We start from the raw sequence: 25170 nt of genomic DNA on the forward strand, positions 1-25170 counted from the left end.
GTCAGACCGCCGACCAGCCGTCGTCCACCGGCAGGATCGCGCCGTTGATGTTGCTCGCCGCGTCCGATGCCAGGAACACGATCGCGGCGGCCTGCTCCTGCGGCTGCGCCAGCCGGCCGAGGTTGACGAAGTGCGGGCCGAGCGCCGCCGGTCCGTGCGCGTCCTGCGCCGCGTCCACCACGATGCCCGTCTGAGTGCCGCCGGGTGCTATCGCGTTCGCGCGGATGCCCTGCTTGCGGTACATCACCGCAAGGGACTTCGTCAGCCCCACCACGCCGTGCTTCGACGCCGTGTACGCCGCGCCGGCCGCGCTGCCGCGCAGGCCGGCCTCGGACGCCGTGTTCACGACGACTCCTCGGCCGCCCCGGAGCATGTGCGGCAGTACCGCGCGGGTGAGCAGGAACGGGGCGGTGAGGTTGACCCGGATGACCCGCTCCCACTCGGCGTCGCTGACGTCCGCCAGCGCCGACATGCGGTCCATGATCCCGGCGTTGTTGACCAGCACGTCCACCCCGCCGAAGCGTTCGACGGCGGTCTCGACGACCCGGTCGACGACGTCCTGCTCGCTCAGGTCGCCGGCCACCGCGACCGCGCTGCCCCCGGCCTGCTCGATCTCCTTGACGACCTCCTCGGCGCCCTCGGCGTTGAGGTCCGCCGCCACCACCCGCGCGCCCTCCTCGGCGAAGGCCAGCGCTGCCGCGCGCCCGATGCCCGAGCCCGCTCCGGTGACGATCACGCTGCGCCCGTCCAGTCCACCGTTCATGAGGTTCTCCCGTCCATGGGTCCGAAGGGCGGTGTCCAACGCGCCCAGCGCCACACCCTACGACTTAATGTCTCTGAGTGACATAAAGTCTCCGTGTCGGTCGGGGAGAATTCCCGGAGAGCGATCAACGCCGGCCGGAGGGACACCATGACCGCAGCCCGTGGGCACACGAGCCGCTCGACGAGCCGACCCACGGGACGGCCGCCCCTGACCGAGGAGCGCAAGGCCGAGATCCGGCTGGAGATCGCGCGGGCCGCGGTGGACCTGTTCGTCACACAGGGCGTGGCGGCGACGACGGGCGAGCAGATCGGAGCGGCGGTCGGCGTCTCGGCGCGGACGGTGTGGCGCTACTTCCCCAGCAAGGAGAGCTGCGTGAGTCCGCTGTTCTCAGCCGGGATCGACATGATCGCCGACTGTCTGCGGCGCTGGCGCCCGGAGCAGCCGCTGCCGGAGCTCTTCGACCGGGAACTCGCGGACGAGAGGCACGTGCTGGCCGGCCCCGACCGCGCAACCGTCGGCGCGCTGGTACGGCTCACCCGTACCGAGCCCGGCCTGCGCGCGATCTGGCTCCAGACCTACGACGAGGCCGAACCGGCCTTCGCCCGCGCCCTCGCCGAACGCGCCGGTCTGCCCGCCGACGACCTGCGTCCGACGATCCAGGCGGCGATCTTCAATGCCGCCCTGCGCGCGGCGGTCGAGCATTACGCGTGGCACACCGCCGACACCGACCCCGACCGCGAGACGGCGGAGGCCGAACTGGCGGCAACTCTGCGATCGGCGCTGGGTGTTGCGGCGGAGGGTGTGGTGTAGGGGAGGTGCCTCGGGCGGCACCGGCCGATGACCGCCCCGGCCGAGGGGCCCCGGGCGCCGCCGGCCACTGACCGACCCGCCCGAGGGACCCGGACGGCGCCCGCCGATGACCGCCCCGCCCCGTCCTCGCGCGGCCTGCCTCACACCTTCCGGTACGTGTACGCCTCCGCGGCCGCCGCCTCCACGGTCGCCAGGTCGGCTCCGGTGGACGCCGTGACGACCGCGGCCACCGCGCCCTCGACGAACGGGGCGTCCACCAGGCGGGTGTTGTCAGGGAGTTCGTCGCCCTCGGCGAGCAGCGCCTTCACCGTGAGGACCGCACTGCCCAGGTCGGTGAGGACCGCGACCCCGGCACCGCGGTCCACGGAGGCCGCCGCCGCGGCGATCAGTTCGGCGCTGGTGCCGAACTCACCGCCCTCGGTGCCGCCGGCCGGGGCGAGTGGCACCGTCGTGGCACCGCCCGCGAGTGCTCGGGCCAGCTCGGCCACCGAGGCGGCCACCTGCGCGCTGTGCGAGACCAGCACGATGCCCACCAGCTTCTCGCCCTTGTCGTCACTCACCGGCGGCCTCCACGAGACTCGCGATCAGCAGTGCCGAGGACGTGGCACCGGGATCCTGGTGGCCGATGCTGCGCTCCCCGAGATAACTCGCCCGCCCCTTGCGGGCCTGCAACGGCGTCGTCGCCTGGGCGCCCTCATCGGCGGCGGCCCGCGCCGCGTTGAAGCCGTCGCCGAGCGCGTCCACGGCAGGCACCAGAGCGTCGATCATGGTCTTGTCGCCCGGCGCCGCGCCACCGAGCGTCATGACCGCGTCCACCCCCACCCGCAGCGCCTCGGCGAACTGGTCCTCACTGACCTCGCCGGCGTCCCCGAGCGCCTTGCCGGTTCGGCGCAGCAGCGTGCCGTACAGCGGCCCGGATGCCCCACCGACCGTCGAGATGAGCTGCCGGCCGGCGAGCGTCAGAACCGCGCCGGGCGTCTGGGGGTCCTCCTTCTCCACCGCAGCGGTGACGGCGGTGAAACCGCGCTGGAGGTTGCTGCCGTGGTCGGCGTCCCCGATGGGCGAGTCGAGAGCGGTGAGCCGTTCCGCCTCACGGTCGACGGAGGCGGCGGTGGCCGTCATCCAACGGCGGAAGAATGCGGCGTCGAGCACTGGATCTCCTTGCGTGACAGGTGTGTTGAGGCAGTTCAGTGCCGGATCGTCCGACTCCGGATCACATTCCCCATCGGAGCCCGGGTGTCTTCACCGGCGCGTCCCACAGCCGCAGCAGCTCCTCGTCGACCTGGCACAGCGTGACCGAGGCGCCGGCCATGTCGAGCGAGGTGACGTAGTTGCCGACCAGGGTACGGGCGACGGCGACACCGCGCTCGGCCAGCACCCGCTGGACCTCGGCGTTGAAGCCGTACAGCTCCAACAGCGGTGTTGCGCCCATGCCGTTGACGAGGACGAGGACGGGGTTGCGCGGGGGCATGTCCTCCAGGATGGCGCCCACCGCGAAGTCGGCGATCTCGCGCGACGTCATCATCGCCCGCCGCTCCCGGCCGGGTTCGCCGTGGATGCCGATGCCCAACTCCAGCTCGCCGGGCGGCAGATCGAAGGTGGGGCTGCCCTTGGCGGGCGTCGTGCAGGCGCTGAGGGCGACTCCGAAGCTGCGGGAGTTCTCGTTGACCTGGCGGCCGATCGCCTCCACGCGCTCCAGCGGCTGCCCCTCGTCCGCCGCGGCGCCGGCGATCTTCTCCACGAACAGCGTCGCGCCCGTGCCGCGCCGCCCGGCCGTGTAGAGGCTGTCGGTCACTGCCACGTCGTCGTTGACGAGCACCTTCGCGACCTGGATGCCCTCGTCCTCGGCGAGCTCGGCGGCCATGTCGAAGTTGAGGACGTCACCCGTGTAGTTCTTGACGATGAACAGCACGCCGGCCCCGCTGTCCACGGCGGCCGCGGCCCGCGCCATCTGGTCGGGCACCGGCGATGTGAACACCTCGCCCGGACACGCCGCCGACAGCATCCCCGCACCCACGAAGCCACCGTGCAGCGGCTCGTGCCCCGACCCGCCGCCGGAGATGAGCGCGACCTTGCCCTCCACGGGGGCGTCCCGCCGAACGATCACCCGGTTGTCCACATCGACGACCAGCTCGGGATGAGCGGCGGCCATCCCGCGCAGCGCGTCGGCGACCACGGTCTCCGCGACGTTGATCAGCATCTTCATGGCGTGCCTCCTGGTGATATGAACGGCGAGCCCGTCCGACCTGCGTCTGCCGAGGTCGCAGCGGGTGGAGCCGGTTGTCGAGCTGGGCGGTCCCGAGCGGTCGGGGAGGGTTCCGGCGGGAGGATGCCGGATCGATGGCCGCCGTGGCGGTGGGACGTCGGGTGTCTGTGGTCGTGGATGTCGTCGCCGGAGCCCTGTTGTCCGAAGTATCGCGCTTACGGCTACGAAGGTCACGTGCACGGCCGCGCGGTTGCGGCATGCGGGAAGGGTCCGCCGTGGGCGGCCACGGGTCCGGGGCGGCGCCTGCCCTCGCTCCTGGGGCCGTGCACCACAGCACGCTGATCAGCATGCCCGTGATCCGGCGCGGCCTCTGCGGCCGACCGCGCCGCGGAGCACTCTCAACTCCGCGACGTCACGATGCTCAGCGAGTTGGCGGCGACGATGGCGCCGATGCCCGCCCATTCCGGTCCGCCCAGGCCCTGACCGAGGCCGACCCGGCCGACGACGGCCGCGAGGACCGGATTGACGCTCATGAACAGGCCGAACGCCCGCGGCGGCACGTGCCGCAGGGTGAAGAGGTCCGCGAGATACGGCACGGCCGAGGACAGGACCCCGGCGGTGATCGCGCAGGCGATGGCGCCGGCCGTGGGCGGATGCCGGACGGCCACGGCGATGCCGATCGGAAGGAACATCACGGCCGAGATGCCGGCCGCGGCCGCCGCGCCCTGCGCTCCGGGGACACGTCGGCCGACCGTGCGGTTGAGCAGGATGTACGAGGCCCAGCAGGCGGCCGCCAGCAGGCCCAGGGCCATGCCGAGGTAGTCGGTCGAGGGCTGCGGGCGCATCAGAGTGACGACACCGGCCGCGGCGATCACCGCGCAGCACACGTCCACGCGGCGGCGCGAGGACGCCAGCGCGATGGTGAGCGGGCCGAGAAACTCCAGCGTCACCGCCAGGCCCAGACCGACGCGCTCGATGGCCGAGTACAGGGAGAGATTCATGGTGCCGAACACCACGGCCAGCAGCAGCACCGGCCACCACTGACCCCACGTGAAGGAACGCAGCCGCGGCCTGCTGACGGCGATCAGGGCGAAGGCGGCGACGTACTGGCGAACGGCGACGACGCCGACAGGGCCGAGCACGGGGAAGGCGAGGGAGCCGATGGCGGCGCCGGTCTGGTTGGACAGACCACTGCCGACCATCGTGGCCACGCCGGCCAGACGTCCCCCGTCCGGTTCGGAGGCGGCCGGCGGTGTCGCGCGGGTAGGCGCGGGTGCGGGGCGGGTGCGCATACGCCGATCGTGCGGTCGCTCCATCTTTGCGCAAAATGCGTTCGCTGCGAGATCTATACGCTTGAGTCATGGATGTGGAGCTGAGGCAGTTGCGCTGTCTCGTCGCGATCGTCGACGAGGGCACCTTCACCGACGCCGCGATCGCCCTGGGGGTCTCTCAGGCCGCCGTCTCCCGCTCGCTGGCCTCCCTCGAACGTGCCCTGGGCGTCCGGCTGCTGCGGCGCACCTCCCGCGAGGTGACCCCGACCGGGACCGGACTGCGCGTCCTGGCGCACGCCCGCCGGGTGCTCGGCGAGGTGGACGACCTGGTCCGGGAGGCGACCTCCGGGCACGCCCGGCTGCGGATGGGCTACGCCTGGGCGGCGCTCGGCCGGCACACCCCGGCCTTCCAGCGCCGTTGGGCCGCCGCCCACCCCGCAACCGGCCTTCAGCTCGTACGTGCCAACTCGCCCACCGCCGGACTTGCGGAGGGCGCCTGCGACCTGTCGGTCGTGCGCAGGGCGGTGGACGACCGGCGGTTCGACTCCGCCATCGTGGGGCTGGAGCGGCGGCTGTGCGCGGTGGCCGCCGACGACCCGCTGGCCCGGCGCCGCTCGGTCCGCCTGGCCGACCTCAGCGGGCGCACGCTCCTCGTCGACCGCCGTACCGGCACCACGACCACCGACCTGTGGCCGTCCGACGCGCGTCCGGCGATCGAGGAGACGCAGGACGTCGACGACTGGCTCACGGTGATCTCCACCGGCCGCTGCATCAGCATGACCGCCGAAGCGACCGCCCACCAGTACCCGCGCCCCGGCGTCGTCTACCGGCCGGTCCGGGACGCCGAACCCATTGCCGTACGCCTCGCCTGGTGGCGCGACGACCCGCATCCCGCCGCGCAGGCGGCGATCGAGTTGCTGACGGCCCTGTACCGGGGCGACTGACACGAAGACAGGGGGGCGGGAAGGGCCCTATCCACTTCTCGCGGATCCTGATTGCGCGGTGCGCGGCCGTCAACCGCTTCCCCGCGCCGCTCTGGGTCCTTCCCGTCGCCTCCAGCACACCATGCCGGCGCCGGGTACGCCAGGCCCGTTCGCAGCTTCAGGCGTCGCGGGGGTGACAACACGGGCATCGCGGGTACCCATGAGCGGATCCCGCCGGGCGCGGGTGAACCGTCGAGTGGAGGTGGGGAGGCCGTGCGCCTCGCGTTCCATGGTGCCGACCCGGCCGGACATCCCCCGGATGCCGCAGCCGCGCGACGGCGCCCCGTGCGCCGCCCGCGCCCCGTCCCGCCCCAGCGGTCGTGACCATGCGGCGGCCCTCCGGCCCCGGCGGATCCGGGGTCGACCCCGACCGCTCGGCGACCCCGCTCGCGCCCGCCCTGCGCGATGTGCGCGCCGTCGTCTTCGACACCGACGGGGTGATCACCGACTCCGCGAAGGTGCACGCCGCCGCTTGGAAGGTCGCCTTCGACGACTACCTGCGCGCCCATCCGCCCGAGGACCCCGACCGGCGCCACCCCTTCGACGTACGCGACGACTATCTGCGCCACGTGGACGGCAGGTCCCGCCTCGACGGAGCCGCCGCCTTCCTCGCCGCACGCGGCATCGAGACGTCGGACGAGACGGTGCGGACCGTCGCCGAGGCCAAGGAGCGCCTCTTCACCGCGCGGCTGCGCGAACAGGGCGTCGACGCCTACCCGGGCACCGTACGGCTGGTGAAGGCACTGCGTGCGGCAGGAGTGCCCCGCGCCGCCGCCTCCGCCTCCCGGCACGCCGGCGAGCTGCTGAGCCGGGCCGGTGTGCTCGATCTGTTCGACGCCCTGGTGGACGGCGGGGAGGCGGCCCGGCTGGGACTCGCGGGCAAGCCGCAGCCCGACCTGTTTCTGGAGGCGGTGCGCCGGCTCGGCGTGGCCGCCGACCGGGCCGCCGTCGTCGAGGACGCCCTGGCAGGCGTGGAGGCCGGCCGGCGCGGCGGATTCGCCCTGGTGATCGGCGTGGACCGGGCGGCCGGTGCCGACACAGGGGCGCGGCTGGCGCGGCACGGCGCCGACATCGTCGTGCGCGACCTCGGAGAACTCTGTGCGGGAGGGGAGCCGAAGTGACGGAGCCGGGCAGGGAGGCCGGGGAGATGGGCCTCGGCACGGAAGCCGAAGTGGACGGCTGGAGCTGGGAGTACGCCGGCTACACACCCGCCGACGAGCGCCTCCGCGAGTCGCTGTGCACGCTCGGCAACGGCTACTTCGCCACCCGGGGCGCGCTTCCCGAGTGCGCCGCCGACAAGGTCCACTACCCGGGGACCTATGTGGCCGGCATCTACAACCGGCTCACCTCGGATGTCTCGGGCCGCCAGGTGGAGAACGAGGACATGGTCAACGTCCCGAACTGGCTGCCCCTGCGCTTCCGCATCCCCGAGGGGCCTTGGATCGACCCCGACACCGCGCGTGTCCTCGAACACCGACAGATGCTGCACCTGGCCGAAGGGCTGCTGGAGCGTCGCACACGCTACGACCTCGGCGACGACCGTGTGTTGACCGTACGTCAGCAGCGCCTCGTACATATGGCCGACCCCCATGTGGCCGCCCTCCGTACCGAGTTCACGGCCGAGGGGTTCTCCGGCCGGCTGGAGGTGGAGGCCGCCCTGGACGGCGGGGTGACCAACTCCGGCGTGGCCCGCTACCGGGACCTCGACGGCCGCCATCTGACCCACATCCACACCGGCACCTCCGCCCCGGACACGGTCTGGCTGCGCTGCCGCACCCGCACCTCCGACGTCCGGATCGGCCTCGCGGCCCGCCTCACCGCCGACGAACCGGCCCTGGTCCGGCATGAACTGCCGTACGTCATCCAGCAGTTGACGCTCGAACTGGATCCCGGCCGCACCGTCACCGTCGACAAGACCGTAGCCCTGCACACCTCCCGCGACCCGGCGATCAGCGACCCGCTGCACGCCGCCGTCGACCGGGTGGGCCGGTCCCCGGGCTTCGACGTGCTCGCAAAGACACATCGCGCCGCCTGGGACCAGCTCTGGCGCCGTGCCGAACTCGACGTACCCGGCGAGTCTGGCCGCATCCTGCGGCTGCACCTCTTCCACGTCCTTCAGACCCTCTCCCCGCACACCGCCGACCTCGACGTCGGCGTGCCCGCCCGGGGACTGCACGGCGAGGCGTACCGCGGCCATGTCTTCTGGGACGAGCTGTTCGTGCTGCCCTACCTCAACCTGCACTTCCCGGAGGTCTCCCGCGCGCTGCTCCGCTACCGCCACCGTCGCCTGGAACAAGCCCGCACCACCGCCGCGGCAGCCGGCCGTAAGGGTGCGATGTACCCCTGGCAGAGCGGCAGCGACGGGCGTGAGGAGACCCAGCAGCTCCATCTGAACCCGCGCTCGGGACGCTGGCTGCCCGACCACTCCCACCTCCAGCACCATGTCGGCTCGGCGATCGCCTACAACGTGTGGCAGTACTGCGAGGCGAGCGGCGACATGGAGTTCCGGCACACCAAGGGTGCCGAAATGCTGTTGCAGATCGCCCGCTTCTGGGCGGACAAGGCCGTCCACGACGACACCCTGGGCCGCTACCGCATCAAGGGCGTCGTCGGCCCCGACGAGTACCACGAGGCCTACCCCGACGCCGACGGCCCCGGCCTCGACGACAACGCCTACACCAACGTCACGGCGACCTGGGTGCTCGCCCGCACCCTGGAACTGCTGGACACCCTGCCCGAGCCCCGCCGGCGCGAACTCGCCGAACGCACCGGTCTGAGCGCCGGCGAACTCGAACTGTGGGAGGACGTGTCGCACACGCTGCACGTCCCCTTCCACGACGACGTCATCAGCCAGTTCGAGGGCTACGGCGAGCTGTCCGAGCTCGACTGGCACGGCTACCGCGGCCGGTACGGCGACATCCGGCGGCTGGACCGGATCCTGGAGGCGGAGGGCGACACCGTCAACCGCTACAAGGCCTCCAAACAGGCCGACGTACTGATGCTCGGCTACCTCTTCGCGCCGTCCGAACTGGGGGGCCTGTTCCACCGGTTGGGCCTCCGGCTGGATGAGGACATGTGGCGGCGCACCGTCGACTACTACATGCACCGCACGAGCCACGGCTCCACGCTCAGCGGCCTCGTCCACGGCTGGGTGCTGGCCCGGTGCCGGCGCAGCGAGGCGTGGCAGTTCGTGCAGGAGGCGCTCCAGGGCGACATCGCCGACGTCCAGGGCGGCACCACCGGCGAGGGCATCCACCTGGGTGCCATGGCCGGCACCCTCGACCTCGTGCAGCGCGGCCTGACCGGCCTGGAGACCCGGGGTGGCGCGCTGTGGGTCGACCCCGTGCCGATGCCCGAGCTGTCCACCTACGGGTTCGCCCTGCGCTACCAGCACAACTGGGGCGTACGGCTGCGCCTGGAGCGCGGACTGCTGGAGATCGAGGTCCCGTCCTCCGACCCCTCACCGATCGACGTACGCCTCCCGGACCGCGAGGTGTCCCTCCAGCCGGGGGAGAAGGGGCGGCTGGTGCTGCCGGACTGAGGGGGTGGGGCGGCGCGAGCGGGCCGGCCGGGGGCCGGGCGGGCCGAGTGGTCCAGGTGTGCCGCGTGGTCCGGGTGCGCCGGGCCGGGCCGGTGCGGGCGGCCTCGGCCGGTCCCGTCCGGGCGGTACGGCCCGGGTCGGTCGGTCCGGGCCGGTGCGTAATGCGGTCGGTGGAGGGAGGCTGGGAGGACAGCGGTCGCCGGGCCGGCACGGCGACCGCGACCAGAATTGGACGGCCCGGCAGACTGCGACCAGAATCGACCGGCCCGGCAGCCGAGAACAGAATCGGTCGACCGGGCAGCCGCGACCAGAATCGGCCGGCTCCGTGCGGAGCGGCCGTACGGCGCCTGTGGATCCCGGCGCGGAGCGATCGTGCGGCGTCCGCCGCCCCCGGCCCGCAGCGGCCGTCCGGTGCCCGCGGATCCGGCCCGGAAAGGGGAACGCGATGATCGGCCCGGTTGTCGTAGGGGTGGACGGCTCGCCGTCGAGCATGGCGGCCGTGGAGGTCGCGGCATTCGAGGCCGGGCTGCGGGGCGTAGGGCTGCGGCTGGTGCACGCCTTCGGCCGGCCCGCAGCGCACATCCCGCCCGGCGGACGGCCCTGGGAACCCAGCAGCGCCGCCGGACTGCGCGAGCTGATCGACGGCACGCTCACCAAGGCGGAGCAGCGGGCACATGAGACGGGACCCGGCCTCGAGATCTCCCGCGAGGTCGTCGTCGGGGAACCGATCACGGTGCTGGAGATCGAGTCGCGCACCGCGTCCCTGGCCGTAGTCGGCAGCCGCGGCCTGAGCCGGTTCGGTGCGCTGATGCTCGGTTCCACCGCCGGACACATGGCCGCCTACGCCGCCTGCCCCGTGCTGGTGGTGCGCCGCAGGCCCAACCCGGCCGGACCCGTCCTCCTGGCCGTCGACGGCTCGCCCGCCGCGCGCGGGGCGGTCGAGTTCGCCTTCTCCCACGCCTCCCTGCACGGCGTGCGGCTGGAGGCGCTGCACGCCTGGAGCGTACGGAACGAGCGTGCCTACGGTGCTCCCGCAGACCCGCCCTTCGTGACGTACGACGAGGACCGGCTGCGCGACGAGGAGGAGCGGGTGCTCGCCGAGGCGCTGGGCGGGCTGCGCGACCGGTATCCCGATGTCGCGGTGGTCCGCAGGCTGGTGCGCGGACGGGTGCGGCACTCGCTCATCGAGGCCAGCGCGGACGCCGGGATCGTGGTGGTCGGGGCGCGCGGGCGGGGCGGCTTCGCGGGGCTGCTCCTGGGCTCGGTCAGCCAGGCGGTGCTCCACCACGCCGAGTGCCCGGTCGCCGTGGTGCGGACCGAGGAGACCTGAGGCTCAGCGGGTGAGCATCACAGGCTCGCCGCGTGGTCGGGGACGTAGTTCTGCAGCTCGCGCGGCGGTCGGCGGTAGCCGGTCGACTCCGGCCGTTCGGGCAGCTCCAGGACCGGCGGGGGCACGTCCTGGTACGGCACGGAGCCCAACAGATGGGCGATCATGTTCAGGCGCGCCCGGCGCTTGTCGTCGCTCTCGACCACGTACCAGGGCGCCTCGATGACGTCGGTGTGCACCAGCATCTCGTCCTTGGCCCGCGAGTAGTCCTCCCAGTGGGTGATGGACTGGAGGTCCATCGGGGACAGTTTCCAGCGGCGCAGGGGGTCCTCGAGGCGGCGCCGGAAGCGCTCCTGCTGCTCCTCGTCGCTGACCGAGAACCAGTACTTGCGCAGCAGGATCCCGTCCTCCACCAGCATTCGCTCGAAGAGGGGGCACTGACGCAGGAAGAGCTGGTACTCCTCCCTGGTGCAGAACCCCATGACGTGCTCGACGCCCGCCCGGTTGTACCAACTGCGGTCGAACAGCACGATCTCCCCGGCGGCCGGCAGGTGCTCGACGTACCGCTGGAAGTACCACTGGCTGCGCTCGCGCTCGGTCGGCTTGGGCAGGGCCGCGATCCGGGCGACGCGTGGGTTGAGGTGTTCCGTGGCGCGCTTGATGGTGCCGCCCTTGCCCGCCGCGTCCCGCCCCTCGAAGATCACGACCAACCGGGCACCCGCCGCGCGGACCCACTCCTGAAGCTTCACCAACTCGGTCTGCAGGCGGAGCAGTTCCTTCTCGTACTGCTTGCGGGGCAGCTTCTCCACTTTGTCGCCGCTCATGCCGCCTCCCGCGCCGCGCTCGAACATCCGAACTGCATCGAACAGCACCGTACTGACCGTTGATGCGTGGCGCACCCCGGACGCCTGATCACGACCCCGCATGGGCGGAGGACCGGCGGCCGGGCAGGATGGGTCCATGGACGGTGCCGATCCACACATCCACGTCGACCGACGTGTGTCCCAGTACGACGCCCGTGTGCGCAACCTGCTGGCCGGCACGTTCGGCCTGGTCGGTGACCTGCCGGAGACGGCCACCACCGGCTGTGGGCTGCGGGTGCCGTACGTGATGACCTCCGCACGGCCGGAGAGTGTCACCTGCCTGACCTGCCGCGAGCACGGCCACGACCAGCACGTCCGCCTCGCCGAGCAGATCGAGCGGCTGGGCGCGATGCCGGGCGCCGCCCTCACGGGTGCGCAGGCGGGCCGGGTGGCGGAGCACCATCGCGACCTTGCGCGGAGATTCGCGCAGGGCGGCTGAGGCGAAGGCCCTGCAGAACCGGGGTTTGGCCCCACCCCCTCCGGCTACCCGACCCGGGTGACGACGACATCCCAGCAACAGCTCGTCCAGTTCCTGGAGGACCGCTTCACCTGTGCCCAGGCCTGTACCGACTGCGCGCGGGCCTGTGCCCTGCGCGCGAGTCTGGTGGATCCGGACGGGACCGGGGAGATGGAAGTCCTGCGGCGCAAGGGCATCATGTGCGCGGAGGTCTGCGACGTGACCTGCCAGGTGCTGTCCGAGCAGAACCTCCTCGACGAGGCCGCGATCCGCGCCCAACTGGAGTGGTGCCGTTCGGTGTGCGTCGAGTGCGCGCACGCTTTCGACGCGTTTCCCGGCGGTGAGGAGACGGCCGAGGAGTGCCGCAGGTGCGCGCGGGCTTGTACCGAGTTCATGGGGACCCTCGCCTGACCGTTCCCAATTTCTGGAACACGTTCTACGGTGTGCGCCGTCAGGACCGCCCTTGGGGAGCCTGGAGGCGCCGTGCACCTGGAATACACGCCCGAGCAGCAGCGGCTGCGCAGCGAACTGCGCGACTACTTCGCCGAACTGGTGCCGGACCTCGCACAGACCCGCTTCACCGACCCGGCAGCGCAGAAACGCCACTACCGCCGCACGATCCGCCGGCTCGGCGGGGACGGCTGGCTCGGCGTGGGCTGGCCCAAGGAGTACGGCGGACGCGGCCTGACCACCATCGAACAGTTCATCTTCTTCGACGAGGCAGCCCAGGCAGGCGTACCGCTGCCCCTGATGGCGCTCAACACCGTCGGTCCGACGATCATGCAGTACGGCACGGACGAGCAGAAGTCGTACTTCCTGCCGAAGATCCTCGCCGGCGAGATCGACTTCGCGATCGGCTACAGCGAGCCCGAGGCGGGCACCGACCTGGCGTCCCTGAAGACGCGCGCGGTACGCGACGGCGACGAATACGTCGTCAACGGCCAGAAGATCTGGACCACCAACGGCGACACGGCCGACTGGGTCTGGCTGGCGACCCGAACCGACCCGGACGCCCCGCCCCACAAGGGCATCACCATGCTCCTCGTCCCCACCACCGACCCCGGCTACTCCTGCACCCTCATCAACACCCTCGCCTCGCACGACACCACCGCCAGCTACTACGAGAACATCCGCGTCCCCGTCTCCCGCCGCGTCGGAGCCGAGAACCAGGGCTGGCGCCTGATCACCAACCAGCTCAACCACGAGCGCGTCACCCTCGCCGCGCACGGCACCATGGCCATCCGCGCCCTGCACGACGTCCAGCGCTGGGCGATGGAGACCAAACTCGCCGACGGCCGCCGGGTGGTCGACCTGCCCTGGGTGCGGCGCCGCCTCGCCCAGACCCACGCGAAGCTCGACGCCCTCAAGCTCCTCAACTGGCAGATGGTGAGCGCAGTCCAGGAGGGCACGCTCACCCCGCAGGACGCCTCCGCCGTCAAGGTCTACGGCTCCGAGGCGCGCCGCGACGCCTACGCCTGGCTGATGGAGATCGTCGCCGCACCGGGGGCGCTCAAGGAGGGCTCGGCGGGCGCGGTGCTGCACGGTGAGCTGGAGCGCGGCTACCGCTCGGCCGTGATCTTCACCTTCGGCGGCGGCAACAACGAGATCCAGCGGGAGATCATCTCGTGGATCGGTCTGGGGATGCCGCGGGTCCGGCGTTAGCCTGCGGGCATGGGCGATCCCGGGCTGTTCACCCCGAACTCGGTGACCTGGCAGATGCACGGCGACCCCATGATGTGGGTCGCCGGAATCCGCGCGCTGTATCTCCAGGCCCTGCACCCGCGCGCGGTACGCGGCGTCACGCAGAACTCCGACTTCCGAAACGACGCCTGGGGCCGGCTGCTGCGCACCGCCGACTTCGTCGGGACGATCACGTACGGCACCACCGAGGCCGCCGAGAAGGCCGGCGCCCGCGTGCGGAAGATCCACAGCATGCTGGGCGCCACCGACCCGGACACGGGGGAGCGCTACGGCGTCGACGAGCCCGAACTGCTGCTGTGGGTGCACTGCGCCGAGATCGACTCCTACCTCCAGGTCGGGCGCCGCTCCGGCTTCCGCCTCACCGACGCGGAGGCCGACCGGTACATATCCGAACAGCGGGCCGGCGCACGCCTGGTGGGCCTCGACCCCGACGCCGTACCGGCGAACCGGGCCCAGATGGCGGCGTACTTCGAGAAGGTGCGCCCCGAGCTGGCGTGCGGACCCGAGGCGCGCACGGTGGACGACTTCCTGCTCCGCCCGCCGACGCACCCCCTGCTCGTCCCGGCGCGCGAGGTGCTGTGGCGGCGCGTGGCGCAACTGGCATACGCCGCCCTGCCGCCGTACGCCCACGAGCTGTACGGCAGACCCGCCCCGGAACCCGCCACCGTCACCCGTCAGTTGCGCGCCACGGGCACCCTGCTGCGCTGTATTCCCGCACGTCTGCGCTGGCAACTCCCGCCCAAACACATTGTCCGGGCCATGGCACGGCTCGGTCCCGGCTCCCGCCCGGCACCGTACAAACTCGGACGATAGCTCGCCATACTGGACGAGCCGGGGGAGGGCGGGCGGAACATCACGGGGGGCGAGCGCGGTAGATGGGGGACAGCAGGCTGATCCAGGGCCGGTACCGGCTGCTCGATCCGATCGGGCGCGGGGGTATGGGCGAGGTGTGGCGTGCGCGCGACGAGTCGCTGGGCCGGCATGTCGCCGTGAAGTGCCTCAAGCCGCTCGGACCCCACCACGACCAGTCCTTCACCCGTGTGCTGCGGGAGCGGTTTCGCCGCGAGGCCCGGGTGGCCGCCGCCCTCCAGCACCGCGGCGTCACCGTCGTCCACGACTTCGGCGAGTCCGACGGCATACTGTTCCTGGTGATGGAGCTGCTTCAGGGCCGCAACCTCAGCCAGCTCCTGGAGGACAACAGGCAACATCCGCTGCCCGTCCCGGACGTCGTCGAGATCGCCGACCAGGTCGCCGCCGCCCTCGCCTACACCCACCAGCAGGGCATCGTGCACCGCGATCTGAAGCCGGCGAACATCATGCGGCTCGCCGACGGCACAGTGAAGATCTGCGACTTCGGCATAGCGCGCCTCGCCCACGACATCGGCTTCACCTCCCGGCTGACCGGCACCGGCATCGCCATGGGCACCCCGCACTACATGTCGCCGGAACAGATCGGCGGCGAGGAGGTGGACCAGCGCAGCGACTTGTACTCGCTGGGGTGCGTGCTGTACGAGATCGCCACCGGTGTGCCGCCGTTCGACCTCGACGACCCGTGGGCGATCCTCGTCGGCCACCGTGACACCCCGCCCCGGCCGCCGCGCAGCCACCGCGCCGAGCTGCCCGAGTACTTCGAGAAGGTCATCCTCGACCTGCTGGCCAAACGCCCCGAGGAACGCCCGCACGACGGGCGGGAGCTGGGCCGCCGGATCGGTCTGGGCCGTACGACACCCGCGTACGTGCCGACCGTGGTCACCCCGCAGCCCGCCCTCAGGCCCCCGGAGCCCGCGGCCCGCGAGCCCCGGCTGCCGTCCTGGACCCGCGGCATGACCACCGGCCACAAGGCCACCGGCGCCGGACTGCGCACCACACCCCCGGACGCCGGAGCCGGACTCACCGGCGAGTGGATCCCGCGGCCCACCTCCGGCAGGCCCGCGGAGACCGCCGTACCCGAGGCGCAGCCCGCCCCGTCCACCGCGACGCTGACCGCGCTCGCCGGGCGGCACAACGCCGGGCTCAGCCTCGGCCGGCTGGGCCGCTGGGCCGAGGCGGGCGAGGTGCACCGGGCCGTCGCCGCCGAGCGCGAACACCTCCTCGGCCCCGACCATCCCGACACCCTCGCCAGCCGCTACGAGGTCGCCTTCACCCTCAGCCGCACCGGCCGCGCCGCCGACGCCCTGCGCGAGTACAAGCACGTCGCCCGCGCCCGCAGCCTCGCCCTCGGCCCGGACCACCCCGAGACACTCGCCGCCCGGCAGGAAATGGCGTACGTGCTGGGCCAGTTGGGCCGCCACTTCGACGCGCACCAGGTCTACACGTCGGTGCTGGCGGCCCGTGAGCGGACCATGGGCGCCGATCACCCCGACACCCTGCGCTGCCGCCACAACCTCGCCTTCAGCCTCAGCAGACTCGGCCGCCTCGAGGACTCGTACCGTATGGCCGACGAGGTCGCCGCCGCGCGCGCCCGCATGCTCGGCGCGCACCACCCCGACACCCTGGTCACCCGCTACGAGGTCGCCTACGCGCTCGGCCAGTTGGGGCGCTGGGCGGAGGCCCTCCAGACCTACCGGGAGGTCGCCGAGGCCCGCGCCCAGGCCCTCGGCCCCGACCACCCCGACACCCTCGCCGCCCGCTACGAGGTCGGCATCAGCCTCGGCCGCCTCGGGCGCAGCGCGGAGGCGCTCCGGCTCTACCGCGACCTCGTCGACGACCGCACCCGCGTGCACGGCCCCGCCCACCCCGAGACCCTGCGTGCCCGCCACGGTCTCGGCGTCAACCTCGGCCGGCTCGGGCACTGGGAGGAGGCCCTCGCCGAGTCCCGTGACGTGTGCGCGATCCGGGAACGGGTGCTGGGCCCCGACCACCCGGACACCCTGGTCAGCCGTCGCGAGGTCGCCGTGGGCCTGGGCTGGCTGGGCCGCTGGCCGGACGCGCTCACCGAGTACCGCAGGGTGGCCGCCGCCCGTGAACGCGTCCTGGGCGCCGACCACCCCGACACCCTCGCCAGCCGCAACGACGAGGCCCACTGCCTCGAACAGCTCGGACGGGGCGCGGAGGCGGTCGAGCTGTACCGGAGGGTGGCGGTGCTGCGGCAGCAGCGGGCGACGGGAGGTGCGTGACTCCCGTGCGTCCCCCCTCTGGCCGACCTAGATCATCGCGTGTTACGAAGAACCATGCCTGCACACGAGGGAACCCCAGCGCACGGTCCGTACGACGTCGTCATCGTCGGCGGAGGCCACAACGGCCTGGTCGCCGCCGCCTACCTGGCCCGGGCCGGCCGGTCCGTGCTGGTGCTGGAGCGGCTTGACCACACCGGCGGCGCCGCCGTGTCCACGCGGCCGTTCGCCGGGGTCGACGCACGGCTCTCCCGCTACTCGTACCTGGTCAGCCTGCTGCCCGACAAGATCGTGCGTGACCTCGGCCTGACCTTCCGGGTGAGCAAGCGCGACGTCTCCTCGTACACCCCCGTGGAACGGGCCGGCCGCCCGACGGGACTGCTGGTGGGCGGCGGCGAGGACCGCACCCGGGAGGCGTTCGCCCGCCTCACCGGCGGCGAGCGCGAGTACGAGGCCTGGCAGCGCTTCTACGGCATGACCGGTGAGGTCGCCCGGCGGGTGTTCCCGACGCTCACCGAGCCCCTGCCCAGCCGCGAGGAACTGCGCCGCCGGGTGGACGACGAGGACGCCTGGCGGATCCTTTTCGAAGAGCCCATCGGCGCCGCGATCGAGGAGCGGTTCACGGACGACCTGGTGCGGGGCGTGGTCCTCACGGACGCCCTGATCGGCACCTTCGCCGACGCCCACGACGCGTCGCTGAAGCAGAACCGTTGCTTCCTCTACCACGTGATCGGCGGCGGCACCGGAGACTGGGACGTGCCCGTCGGCGGCATGGGCGCCCTCACCGACGCCCTGGCCACGGCGGCGCGCGAGGCGGGTGCCGTCATCGTCACCGGACACGAGGCGGTACGGATCGACACGGACGGCCGCAACGCGGAGGTCACCTACCGCACGGAGGACGGCGAAGGGGTCACCGCTGCCCGCCACGTCCTGGTGAACGCCTCCCCGCAGGCACTGGCCTCCCTCACCGGCGACACGCCCCCCACCCCCGCCGAGGGCGCCCAGCTCAAGGTGAACATGCTGCTCAAGCGCCTGCCCCGGTTGCGCGACAGCTCAGTCGACCCCCGCGAGGCGTTCGCCGGCACCTTCCACATCGCCGAGGGCTACGACGAGCTGGCCGCCGCCCACGCCCAGGCCGCCGCCGGGGAACTGCCCGCCGCGCCGCCGTCCGAGATCTACTGCCACTCGCTCACGGACCCCACGATCCTCGGCCCCGACCTCGTAGAACAGGGCTACCAGACCCTCACCCTGTTCGGCCTGCACACACCGGCCCGGCTCTTCGCACGCGACAACGACGCCGTACGCGAGGAACTGCTGAAGTCGACGCTGGCTCAGCTCGACGCCCACCTCGCCGAACCGATCGCCGACTGTCTGGCGACGGACGAGGAGGGGCGCCCGTGCATCGAGGCGAAGACCCCGCTGGACCTGGACCACGACCTGCGGCTGCCCGGCGGGAACATCTTCCACCGGGACCTCACCTGGCCGTACGCCCAGGACGGCACCGGCCGCTGGGGCGTGGAGACCCGCCACGCGAACGTCCTGCTGTGCGGGGCGGGCGCCGTGCGCGGGGGAGGGGTGAGCGGGGTGCCGGGCCACAACGCGGCCATGGCGGTGCTGGAGAGCGGCGACGCGGAGCTTCGGTAACCGCGACAACGCCGCAGATGCGCGTGCAGGCGCCGGCGCCGCCGGCCTGAGCTGACGGACGGGCCCTAGGCGCGGGTACCGCCGTCGACCTGGAGGATCACGCCGGTGACGTAGGAGGCACGGTCGCTCAGGAGCCACGCGGCGGCCTGGGCGATCTCCTCCGGGTCGGCGGCCCGGCCCAGCGGGTTCTGCGAGGTGATCCGGTCGATGATGCCGGGGGAGTGCGTCTCCCACTGGTCGACCATGTCGGTGAGGGTGAGCCCGGGGGCGATGGCGTTGACGCGGATCCCCTCGCGGCCGTATGTCACGGCGGCCGATCCGGTCAGGCTGTTGACGGCTCGCTTCATCGCGCCGTACACAGGCAGCTCGGGATTGGCGGCGAGGCTGCCGACGCTGGAGTTGTTGACGATCGCGCCGCGTCCGGCGGTGGCACGGATGGCGGCGATCTCGGCCTTCATGGCCAGCCACGGTCCCCTCAGGTTGACGGCCGCGACCCGGTCGAACTCGGCGTCCGGCAACTGGTCCATCGGGCCGGGCGGCTGGATCGTCGCACCGTTGTTGAAGGCGACGTCCAGCCTTCCGTACAGCTCCACCGCCCGGTCGACGGCGGCCCGGACGCTGTCGGAGTCGGCCAGGTCGCACAGCACGTGGTCCGCGGTGCCGCCGGCCGCCCGGATCTCCTCGGTGACCGCCTTGAGCTGCGCCTCGGTGCGGGCCGCGAGCAGCACTCGGGCCCCCTCACGGGCGAACAGCCGAGCGGCGGCGGCGCCGATGCCCCGGCCGGCGCCGGTGACGAACGCGACCTTGCCGGCGAGCAGGCCGGTCGATGTGGCGGGTGTGTCGTTCATGCCGGTCGGTGTGGCGGGTGTGTTGTCCATGCCGGTCGAGGTGTCAGGTGTGTTGTCCATGTCGTCGAGCCTGCGACCGGCCGTGGGGCGCAACCAGGCACCGGCGGTACCTGGCTGGGCACCCGGGCCCGCGCGCACACTGGAGATGTGGACCGAAGAGAACTGGCGGATTTCCTGCGCAGCCGCCGCGAGCGCATCGCCCCCGCCGACGTGGGGCTGCCGGCCGGCGCGCGCAGGCGTACGCCGGGTCTGCGCCGCGAGGAGGTGGCGCAGCTTGCGTTCATCTCGACCGAGTACTACACCCGGCTCGAACAGGCCCGCGCCCCGCATCCCTCCCGCGAGGTGCTGGCCCAGCTCGCCCGTGCCCTGCGCCTGTCCGACGCCGAGCGGGCCCACCTGCACCACCTCGCCGGGGCCCCGCCCGGACCGCCGACGGGGCCGACGCGCGAGGTCCGCCAGAGCATCGTCGACCTGCTGCACCGGCTGCCGAACGCCGCGGCGACCGTGATCTCGGCGACGTTCGAGGTCATCGCCTGGAACGACCTCGCGGCCGCCCTGATGGAAGACTTCTCCGCCTTGCCCCGCAGCGACCGCAACCTGGTCCGGCGCGCCTTCCTCGGCCCGCACCGGGACGGACGCAGGCTCTACGGCGTCTCGGACGTGACCGAATTCGCCCGGAACTCGGCCCAGCAACTCCGCGCCGCCGCGGCCCGCTACCCGCACGACCCGGAACTGAACGGGCTGATCGGCGAACTCCTCGACGGCAGCGAGGAGTTCGCCCGGCTGTGGGCGGCCCACGACGTGGCGCCCTCTCCCACCCTCGTCAAGACCTTCGACCACCCCGTCGTCGGCCCCGTCACCGTCAACTGCGACGTCCTCGACATCGCCGACCGCGACCAGCGGGTCGTCATCTACACCGCCACCCCCGGGACGCCGTCCGAGGAGGCGCTGCGCCTGCTGTCCGTCCTCGGCGCGCAGCGCCTCGACGTTCCGGGCTGAACGCTCAGTTCGCCGACGCGGTCCAGCCGCTCGCGCTGATCCGCGCCGCGTCGGCCGGCCGGGCGTCGTCGAACAGGACCGTGTCCGCCGCCTCGACGCGCAGGCCGTCGACATACGCGCCACGGCCCACGTACAGCCGGTCGGTGGCATACCGCCAGCGGATCCCAAGCTGCCGGTGTACGGGGAGTTCCGCCGTGAGCCGGTGCCACACACGGCCGGACCAGCCGGTGACCGTGCCGGCCGGACGGGTCTGCGGCCGCTCGCCGTGGCGGCGTGTGGTGAAGGGCAGCGGCTGCCAGGTGGCTCCGCCGTCCGTCGTCGCCTCCAGCGTGACCACGTCGGCCTGGGGTTCGGTGTCCCACCACAGGGCGCAGCACAGCCGGGCCGCGCCGGACGATGTGTCGAGAACGGGGAGCGCGAGGGTCGCGGTCGTGGCCGCCGCCATTCCCGAGAACCATGCCGTACGGCCGTGTTGCGGGCGAACCGCCACCGCGCGCGCCATGTTGTTCGCGGCCGCGACCCGGGGAGCCGAACCGGAGCGCCAACTGCGCACCGGGTGGACCGAGTTGCCGAGGACGACGAGGAAGGAGTCGGTCGTCGGGTCGAGCACCAGCGAGGTACCGGTGAAACCGGTGTGCCCCGCGGTGCGCGGGGTGGCCATCGCGCCCATGTACCAGTGCTGGTAGAGCTCGAAGCCGAGACCGTGCTCGTCGCCGGGGAAGGCGGTGTTGAAGTCGGTGAACATCAGCTCCACCGACTCCGGCTCCAGGATGCGGGAGCGGCCGTAGGCGCCGCCGTTGAGCAGTGTCCGGCCGAGGATCGCGAGGTCCCACGCGTTCGAGAACACGCCCGCGTGGCCCGCGACGCCGCCGAGGCTGAAGGCGTTCTCGTCGTGCACCTCGCCCCATACGAGCCCACGGTCCAGACCGGACCAGGGCAGGCGGGCGTCCTCGGTGGCCGCGATCGACGGTCTCCAGGCTGCGGGCGGGTTGTAGCGGGTGCGGCGCATGCCGAGCGGGCCGGTGATGTCGTCGCGCAGGAGGGCGTCGAGCGCACGGCCGGTGATCTTCTCCAGGACCAACTGGAGGGAGATCAGGTTCAGATCCGAGTAGAGGTACTTGGTACCCGGCGGGTTCAGCGGCGCCTCGTTCCAGATGAGCTGGAGCTTCTCCTCGTACGTCGGCGCGTTGTACAGCGGGATCCAGGCGCGGAACCCCGAGGTGTGGGTGAGGAGCTGACGGATCGTGATGTCCTGCTTGCCGGCGCGGCCGAAGTCGGGAAGGTAGGAGGCGACGGCGGCCTCCAGCCCGAGGGCGCCGCGTTCGATCTGCTGCACGGCGAGGAGCGAGGTGAACAGCTTGGAGACGGAGGCCAGGTCGAAGACGGTGTCCTCGGCCATCGGGAGCTGCCGGTCGGCCGGGAACTCGACGCCGGTGTCGGTCTTCTCGTCGTACGCCTGATAGCGCACCGCCATCCCGATGGGCTCGTGCAGGGCCACGGTGCCGCCCCGGCCTGCGAGCAGCACGGCGCCCGCGTACCAGGGATGTTTGGGGGAGGGACCCAGGAAAGCCTCGGCGTCGGTGACGAGCCGGCGCAGGTGCTCGGGGAGGAGGCCGGCGCGCTCCGCAGATCCGTGGCGCAAGGTGCGGCCGTGGCCCGAGGAGGCGGCGGCCGCCGCGGGCCCGGCGGGGAAGGGGGCGATGGCCAGTGCGCCGCCCAGAGCCACAGCCGTCCTGCCCAGTTGACGCCGGGTCAGTCTGTTGCCGCCGTCGGTCATCGAGGTTCCTCCCGCCGCTGCGCCTGAAAGTATCTTTCCGGGATCACCCTGCCTGGTGAAACTTTCGTGTCAGGCGAGGTCCGTGTCAACGGTGCGTTCACCGTAAGAGATCTGACGGTGTATCAGAAAAGGCCTTCCGTCGTCCGGAGGACTGCGGCATCCTGCGCCCATGCAGACGGAGCTGAGCAAGAAACTGGGAGTCGAGCACGCCATCTTCGGCTTCACGCCGTTCCCCGCCGTCGCCGCGGCCATCAGCCGGGCCGGCGGCTTCGGAGTGCTCGGCGCGGTCCGCTACACAGCCCCGGACGACCTCAAACGCGACCTCGACTGGGTCGAGGCCCATGTCGACGGCCGGCCCTACGGCCTGGACGTCGTCATGCCGGCGAAGAAGGTGGAGGGCGTCACCGAGGCCGACGTCGAGGCGATGATCCCGGACGGGCACCGGCAGTTCATCAGGGACACCCTCGCCAAGTACGGCGTGCCCGAACTGGCGGAGGGAGAGGCCTCCGGCTGGCGCATCACCGGCTGGATGGAGCAGGTCGCCCGCAACCAGCTCGACGTCGCCTTCGACTACCCGATCAAGCTGCTCGCCAACGCCCTCGGCTCACCGCCCGCGGACGTCGTGGCGCGCGCCCACGACCGGGGCGTGCTCGTCGCCGCGCTCGCGGGCAGCGCCCGGCACGCCCGCAAGCACCAGGAGGCGGGCATCGACATCGTCGTCGCCCAGGGCTACGAGGCGGGCGGTCACACCGGCGAGATCGCCTCCATGGTGCTCACCCCGGAGGTCGTCGAGGCGGTCGACCCGCTGCCGGTCCTCGCTGCCGGGGGCATCGGCAGCGGGCAACAGGTGGCTGCCGCTTTCAGCCTCGGCGCCCAAGGTGTGTGGCTTGGCTCCATGTGGCTGACCACCACAGAAGCGGACCTGCACTCGACCGCCCTGACCGCCAAGCTGCTCGCGGCCGGCTCCGGCGACACGGTCCGCTCCCGTGCCCTGACCGGGAAGCCCGCACGCCAGTTGCGCACCGAGTGGACCGACGCCTGGGACGACCCGAACGGGCCCGGCACCCTCCCCATGCCCCTCCAGGGACTGCTCGTGGCCGAGGCCGTCTCCCGCATCCAGAAATACGAGGTCGAGCCCCTGCTCGGCACACCCGTCGGACAGATCGTGGGCCGGATGAACAGCGAACGCAGCGTCCAGGCCGTCTTCGACGATCTCACCCGCGGCTTCGAGCAGGCCGTCGACCGCATCAACCGCATCGCCGGAAGGAGCGGCCAGTGACCAGCACCCCCGCGGCACACGCCGTCAGCACCCCGCCCGTCGGCTTCTGGGCCCAGGCCACCGCCGAACCCGACCGTATCGTCCTCGTCGCCCCCGACGGGGAGCAGTGGAGCGCCGGACGCCTGCACGCCGCCACCAACCGTCTCGTCCACGGCCTGCGGGCGGCCGGCCTGCGACGCGGCGACGCCTTCGCGGTCGTCCTCCCCAATGGCGTGGAGTTCTTCACCGCGTACCTGGCCGCCTCCCAGGCCGGCTTCTACCTGGTCCCGATCAACCACCACTTCGTGGGTCCCGAGATCGCGTGGATCGTCGCCGACTCCGGCGCCAAGGTGCTCATCACCCATGAGCGCTTCGCCGGACCGGTCCGCCGGGCCGCCGACGAGGCCCAGCTCCCGGCCACCCACCGGTACGCGGTCGGCGAGGTCGAAGGTTTCCGGCCCTACGCCGAACTCCTGGACGGTCAGCCGGAGTCGGCGCCCGAGGACCGCACGCTCGGCTGGGTCATGAACTACACCTCCGGCACCACCGGCCGCCCCCGGGGCATCCGCCGCCCGCTGCCCGGCAAACCGCCCGAGGAGGCGTACCTGGGCGGCTTCCTCGGCATCTTCGGCATCAAGCCGTTCGACGACAACGTGCACCTCGTGTGCTCGCCGCTCTACCACACCGCCGTGCTCCAGTTCGCGGGCGCGTCCCTCCACATAGGGCACCGTCTGGTGCTGATGGACAAGTGGACACCCGAGGAGATGCTGCGTGTCATCGACGCACACAAGTGCACGCACACCCATATGGTCCCGACCCAGTTCCACCGCCTGCTGGCGCTGCCCGAAGGCACACGTTCCCGCTACGACGTCACCTCCATGCGGCACGCCATCCACGGCGCCGCCCCCTGCCCCGACCATGTGAAGCGGGCGATGCTCGACTGGTGGGGCCCGTGTGTGGAGGAGTACTACGCGGCGAGTGAGGGCGGTGGCGCCTTCGCGACAGCCGAGGACTGGCTGAAGAAGCCCGGCACGGTGGGCAAGGCCTGGCCGATCAGCGAACTCGCGATCTTCGACGACGACGGCGACCGGCTCGCGCCCGGCGAACTCGGCACCGTCTACCTCAAGATGAACACCGGCGGCTTCGCCTACCACAAGGACGAGACCAAGACGAAGAAGAACCGCATCGGCGACTTCTTCACGGTCGGTGACCTCGGCTATCTCGACGAGGACGGCTATCTCTTCCTCCGCGACCGCAAGATCGACATGATCATCTCCGGCGGGGTCAACATCTACCCGGCCGAGATCGAGTCCGTCCTGCTGGCCCACCCGGCCGTCGCCGACGCCGCCGCCTTCGGCATCCCGCACGACGACTGGGGCGAGGAGGTCAAGGCCGTCGTCGAACCGGCGCCGGGCCACGAGCCGGGCCCCGCGCTCGCCGCCACCATCCTCGACCACTGTGCCGGCCAACTCGCCGGCTACAAGCGGCCCAAGAGCGTCGACTTCATCACCGAGATGCCACGCGACCCCAACGGCAAGCTCTACAAGCGGAAGCTGCGGGATCCGTACTGGGAGGGACGAACCCGGCCGGTGTGACCGGGGCGGCAGGG

The 25170-nt window shown here is 72.2% G+C and carries 22 protein-coding genes; 14 read left to right on the forward strand and 8 right to left on the reverse strand.

The features are described from left to right. Position 1: 1 nt before the first annotated feature. Positions 2 to 763, reverse strand: a complete 762-nt coding sequence (locus ACZ69Q_RS32030) for an SDR family NAD(P)-dependent oxidoreductase (protein ID WP_471048568.1) — start codon at positions 761 to 763, stop codon at positions 2 to 4. A gap of 147 nt (positions 764 to 910) precedes the next feature. Here ACZ69Q_RS32030 and ACZ69Q_RS32035 point away from each other — a divergent pair, with 147 nt between their 5' ends. Beyond that, positions 911 to 1573: a TetR/AcrR family transcriptional regulator gene (locus tag ACZ69Q_RS32035; RefSeq protein WP_471048571.1), complete on the forward strand. Its 663-nt coding sequence runs from the start codon at positions 911 to 913 to the stop codon at positions 1571 to 1573. 140 nt (positions 1574 to 1713) lie between these two features. On the opposite strand, the gene ACZ69Q_RS32040 is transcribed toward ACZ69Q_RS32035, so the two are convergent. From ACZ69Q_RS32040 to ACZ69Q_RS32055, 4 genes are all read right to left on the reverse strand, one after another. Next, positions 1714 to 2133 carry a PTS-dependent dihydroxyacetone kinase phosphotransferase subunit DhaM gene (locus ACZ69Q_RS32040; RefSeq protein WP_471048573.1) on the reverse strand — a complete coding sequence of 140 codons (420 nt, stop codon included), beginning with the start codon at positions 2131 to 2133 and terminating at the stop codon, positions 1714 to 1716. Further along, positions 2126 to 2725 carry a dihydroxyacetone kinase subunit DhaL gene (gene dhaL, locus ACZ69Q_RS32045; protein WP_471048576.1) on the reverse strand — a complete coding sequence of 200 codons (600 nt, stop codon included), beginning with the start codon at positions 2723 to 2725 and terminating at the stop codon, positions 2126 to 2128. The genes ACZ69Q_RS32040 and dhaL overlap by 8 nt, the downstream gene beginning before the upstream one ends. A 61-nt stretch (positions 2726 to 2786) precedes the next feature. Continuing rightward, positions 2787 to 3779 (reverse strand): dihydroxyacetone kinase subunit DhaK, encoded by a 993-nt coding sequence (dhaK, locus tag ACZ69Q_RS32050; protein ID WP_471048579.1) that lies wholly within the window; start codon positions 3777 to 3779, stop codon positions 2787 to 2789. 398 nt (positions 3780 to 4177) lie between these two features. After that, on the reverse strand, positions 4178 to 5071 hold the full coding sequence (locus ACZ69Q_RS32055; protein ID WP_471048582.1) for an EamA family transporter: 894 nt from the start codon (positions 5069 to 5071) through the stop codon (positions 4178 to 4180). Between the two features lie 68 nt (positions 5072 to 5139). On the opposite strand from ACZ69Q_RS32055, the gene ACZ69Q_RS32060 reads away from it, so the two are divergent. The 4 genes from ACZ69Q_RS32060 to ACZ69Q_RS32075 all read left to right on the forward strand — a co-directional run bounded on the left by ACZ69Q_RS32060 (position 5140) and on the right by ACZ69Q_RS32075 (position 10904). Beyond that, entirely contained in the window at positions 5140 to 5994 is an 855-nt protein-coding gene (locus ACZ69Q_RS32060; protein ID WP_471048585.1) for a LysR family transcriptional regulator, read from the forward strand. Positions 5995 to 6359: 365 nt separating this feature from the next. Further along, a complete protein-coding gene (locus ACZ69Q_RS32065) occupies positions 6360 to 7154 on the forward strand; it encodes an HAD family hydrolase (protein WP_471048588.1) in 795 nt (264 codons plus the stop codon). A 50-nt stretch (positions 7155 to 7204) separates the two neighbouring features. Then, entirely contained in the window at positions 7205 to 9574 is a 2370-nt protein-coding gene (locus tag ACZ69Q_RS32070; RefSeq protein ID WP_471048936.1) for a glycoside hydrolase family 65 protein, read from the forward strand. Between the two features lie 445 nt (positions 9575 to 10019). Continuing rightward, positions 10020 to 10904 carry a universal stress protein gene (locus ACZ69Q_RS32075; protein ID WP_471048591.1) on the forward strand — a complete coding sequence of 295 codons (885 nt, stop codon included), beginning with the start codon at positions 10020 to 10022 and terminating at the stop codon, positions 10902 to 10904. Positions 10905 to 10921: 17 nt separating this feature from the next. On the opposite strand, the gene ppk2 is transcribed toward ACZ69Q_RS32075, so the two are convergent. Beyond that, entirely contained in the window at positions 10922 to 11725 is an 804-nt protein-coding gene (gene ppk2, locus ACZ69Q_RS32080) for a polyphosphate kinase 2 (protein ID WP_471048593.1), read from the reverse strand. A gap of 136 nt (positions 11726 to 11861) precedes the next feature. Here ppk2 and ACZ69Q_RS32085 point away from each other — a divergent pair, with 136 nt between their 5' ends. The 6 genes from ACZ69Q_RS32085 to ACZ69Q_RS32110 all read left to right on the forward strand — a co-directional run bounded on the left by ACZ69Q_RS32085 (position 11862) and on the right by ACZ69Q_RS32110 (position 18679). Continuing rightward, entirely contained in the window at positions 11862 to 12203 is a 342-nt protein-coding gene (locus tag ACZ69Q_RS32085; protein ID WP_471048595.1) for a hypothetical protein, read from the forward strand. A 57-nt stretch (positions 12204 to 12260) separates the two neighbouring features. Then, on the forward strand, positions 12261 to 12632 hold the full coding sequence (locus ACZ69Q_RS32090) for a four-helix bundle copper-binding protein (RefSeq protein ID WP_471048596.1): 372 nt from the start codon (positions 12261 to 12263) through the stop codon (positions 12630 to 12632). Between the two features lie 72 nt (positions 12633 to 12704). Next, positions 12705 to 13883, forward strand: a complete 1179-nt coding sequence (locus tag ACZ69Q_RS32095) for an acyl-CoA dehydrogenase family protein (protein WP_471048598.1) — start codon at positions 12705 to 12707, stop codon at positions 13881 to 13883. A 9-nt stretch (positions 13884 to 13892) separates the two neighbouring features. After that, positions 13893 to 14735, forward strand: a complete 843-nt coding sequence (locus ACZ69Q_RS32100; protein ID WP_471048600.1) for an oxygenase MpaB family protein — start codon at positions 13893 to 13895, stop codon at positions 14733 to 14735. Between the two features lie 62 nt (positions 14736 to 14797). After that, positions 14798 to 17038 carry a serine/threonine-protein kinase gene (locus ACZ69Q_RS32105; protein WP_471048603.1) on the forward strand — a complete coding sequence of 747 codons (2241 nt, stop codon included), beginning with the start codon at positions 14798 to 14800 and terminating at the stop codon, positions 17036 to 17038. 54 nt (positions 17039 to 17092) lie between these two features. Beyond that, entirely contained in the window at positions 17093 to 18679 is a 1587-nt protein-coding gene (locus tag ACZ69Q_RS32110) for a phytoene desaturase family protein (protein ID WP_471048604.1), read from the forward strand. Between the two features lie 65 nt (positions 18680 to 18744). Here ACZ69Q_RS32110 and ACZ69Q_RS32115 read toward each other — a convergent pair whose 3' ends face one another. Next, positions 18745 to 19557: an SDR family NAD(P)-dependent oxidoreductase gene (locus ACZ69Q_RS32115; RefSeq protein WP_471048940.1), complete on the reverse strand. Its 813-nt coding sequence runs from the start codon at positions 19555 to 19557 to the stop codon at positions 18745 to 18747. 117 nt (positions 19558 to 19674) lie between these two features. Between ACZ69Q_RS32115 and ACZ69Q_RS32120 the strand changes: the two genes are divergently transcribed. Continuing rightward, the gene (locus tag ACZ69Q_RS32120) at positions 19675 to 20526 is read left to right on the forward strand and encodes a helix-turn-helix transcriptional regulator (RefSeq protein ID WP_471048607.1); all 852 of its coding nucleotides are present in this window, start codon (positions 19675 to 19677) and stop codon (positions 20524 to 20526) included. A gap of 4 nt (positions 20527 to 20530) precedes the next feature. Here ACZ69Q_RS32120 and ACZ69Q_RS32125 read toward each other — a convergent pair whose 3' ends face one another. Further along, positions 20531 to 22303: a serine hydrolase domain-containing protein gene (locus ACZ69Q_RS32125; RefSeq protein ID WP_471048609.1), complete on the reverse strand. Its 1773-nt coding sequence runs from the start codon at positions 22301 to 22303 to the stop codon at positions 20531 to 20533. A 169-nt stretch (positions 22304 to 22472) separates the two neighbouring features. Between ACZ69Q_RS32125 and ACZ69Q_RS32130 the strand changes: the two genes are divergently transcribed. After that, complete coding sequence (locus tag ACZ69Q_RS32130) at positions 22473 to 23582, forward strand: NAD(P)H-dependent flavin oxidoreductase (protein WP_471048612.1); 1110 nt, start codon at positions 22473 to 22475, stop codon at positions 23580 to 23582. Beyond that, positions 23579 to 25156 carry an acyl-CoA synthetase gene (locus ACZ69Q_RS32135; protein WP_471048614.1) on the forward strand — a complete coding sequence of 526 codons (1578 nt, stop codon included), beginning with the start codon at positions 23579 to 23581 and terminating at the stop codon, positions 25154 to 25156. Before ACZ69Q_RS32130 ends, ACZ69Q_RS32135 begins: the two co-directional genes overlap by 4 nt. Positions 25157 to 25170 lie beyond the last annotated feature (14 nt).

The organism is Streptomyces sp. NPDC036764 (genome assembly GCF_055609385.1).

What these genes read in the sequence shown, in the direction of transcription:
- ACZ69Q_RS32030 (WP_471048568.1), bottom strand. Translation starts at nt 763, where the DNA reads ATGAACGGTGGACTGGACGGGCGCAGCGTGATCGTCACCGGAGCGGGC.
- ACZ69Q_RS32035 (WP_471048571.1), top strand. Translation starts at nt 911, where the DNA reads ATGACCGCAGCCCGTGGGCACACGAGCCGCTCGACGAGCCGACCCACG.
- dhaK (WP_471048579.1), bottom strand. Translation starts at nt 3,779, where the DNA reads ATGAAGATGCTGATCAACGTCGCGGAGACCGTGGTCGCCGACGCGCTG.
- ACZ69Q_RS32055 (WP_471048582.1), bottom strand. Translation starts at nt 5,071, where the DNA reads ATGCGCACCCGCCCCGCACCCGCGCCTACCCGCGCGACACCGCCGGCC.
- ACZ69Q_RS32060 (WP_471048585.1), top strand. Translation starts at nt 5,140, where the DNA reads ATGGATGTGGAGCTGAGGCAGTTGCGCTGTCTCGTCGCGATCGTCGAC.
- ACZ69Q_RS32065 (WP_471048588.1), top strand. Translation starts at nt 6,360, where the DNA reads ATGCGGCGGCCCTCCGGCCCCGGCGGATCCGGGGTCGACCCCGACCGC.
- ACZ69Q_RS32075 (WP_471048591.1), top strand. Translation starts at nt 10,020, where the DNA reads ATGATCGGCCCGGTTGTCGTAGGGGTGGACGGCTCGCCGTCGAGCATG.
- ppk2 (WP_471048593.1), bottom strand. Translation starts at nt 11,725, where the DNA reads ATGAGCGGCGACAAAGTGGAGAAGCTGCCCCGCAAGCAGTACGAGAAG.
- ACZ69Q_RS32085 (WP_471048595.1), top strand. Translation starts at nt 11,862, where the DNA reads ATGGACGGTGCCGATCCACACATCCACGTCGACCGACGTGTGTCCCAG.
- ACZ69Q_RS32100 (WP_471048600.1), top strand. Translation starts at nt 13,893, where the DNA reads ATGGGCGATCCCGGGCTGTTCACCCCGAACTCGGTGACCTGGCAGATG.
- ACZ69Q_RS32105 (WP_471048603.1), top strand. Translation starts at nt 14,798, where the DNA reads ATGGGGGACAGCAGGCTGATCCAGGGCCGGTACCGGCTGCTCGATCCG.
- ACZ69Q_RS32110 (WP_471048604.1), top strand. Translation starts at nt 17,093, where the DNA reads ATGCCTGCACACGAGGGAACCCCAGCGCACGGTCCGTACGACGTCGTC.
- ACZ69Q_RS32115 (WP_471048940.1), bottom strand. Translation starts at nt 19,557, where the DNA reads ATGGACAACACACCCGCCACACCGACCGGCATGAACGACACACCCGCC.
- ACZ69Q_RS32125 (WP_471048609.1), bottom strand. Translation starts at nt 22,303, where the DNA reads ATGACCGACGGCGGCAACAGACTGACCCGGCGTCAACTGGGCAGGACG.
- ACZ69Q_RS32130 (WP_471048612.1), top strand. Translation starts at nt 22,473, where the DNA reads ATGCAGACGGAGCTGAGCAAGAAACTGGGAGTCGAGCACGCCATCTTC.